The sequence below is a fragment of the Micromonospora acroterricola genome (genome assembly GCF_003172955.1).
Taxonomy (GTDB): Bacteria; Actinomycetota; Actinomycetes; order Mycobacteriales; family Micromonosporaceae; genus Micromonospora; species Micromonospora acroterricola.
Window position 1 is genome coordinate 1 of record NZ_QGKR01000001.1, and the last position, 790, is coordinate 790.

1 pseudogene is annotated in these 790 nt (G+C 72.8%); it reads right to left on the minus strand.

Annotated elements, in window-relative coordinates:
- Positions 1-67: 67 nt before the first annotated feature.
- Positions 68-790, minus strand: a pseudogene (locus DKT68_RS31010) (carboxypeptidase); the annotation flags it as partial.

Here is a 790-nt window from a genome sequence, read left to right on the forward strand (position 1 = left end):
GTGCGGCGTGCCGGCGGAGCGGGCCTGGTGCCCGCGCCGCCGGCACGCCGGTTCGGCTATCTGCCGGTCACAGTGCGGCGCACTGGGTGGTGCGGGGTCCGTTGACGGTGTTGGCGAGGCCGAGGTTGGTCGGGGCGGGGGTGTTGCCGGTGCAGCTCAGGGGGCCGCGGATGGTGTTGCCGACCAGCAGCGGGGTGTCGGTGCCGGTGGTGTTGCGGGTCAGGTCGACCGGGCCGGTGACGGTGACGTCGATGATGGACAGGGCGTGGGTGGTGTTGGCGATGCGGGCCGGGCCGTTGATGGTGCCGTCGGCGAGCACGATGCCGGCGGCGCCGGTGGCGGTCAGTGGGCCGTTGATGGTCGTTCCGGTGGTGACGAGTGCCGCGCCGGGGCGGACGGTGACCGGGCCGTTGATGGTGGCGTCGTCGGCGCAGGTGAAGCCGGTGACGACCAGTGGTCCGTTGCGCCGTCCGGTGAGGGTCGGGTAGACGCGCAGGCCGTCGGTGAGCTTCTCCACTCCCTTGCCGTCGAGGAGCAGCGGGATCAGGCCGCGTTCGGGCTGGTTGAGGGGGATGTAGTAGCCGTCGCTGGTCGTGATGACCTTCCAGCCGTGTGCGGCGATGCGCTGGGCGACGGTGGTGCCGACGCCGCCGGGTCCGTCGGTGCGGGCGCCGTGGTACTGCTCCTCGGTGAGCTTGTAGGCGCAGGGGGCGTTGTCGAGGATCAGGTCGGCCGGGGGTGCGTCGAGCGGCGGGGGGCTGTAGCCGGGGTGCGGCGCGGCACCACCGTA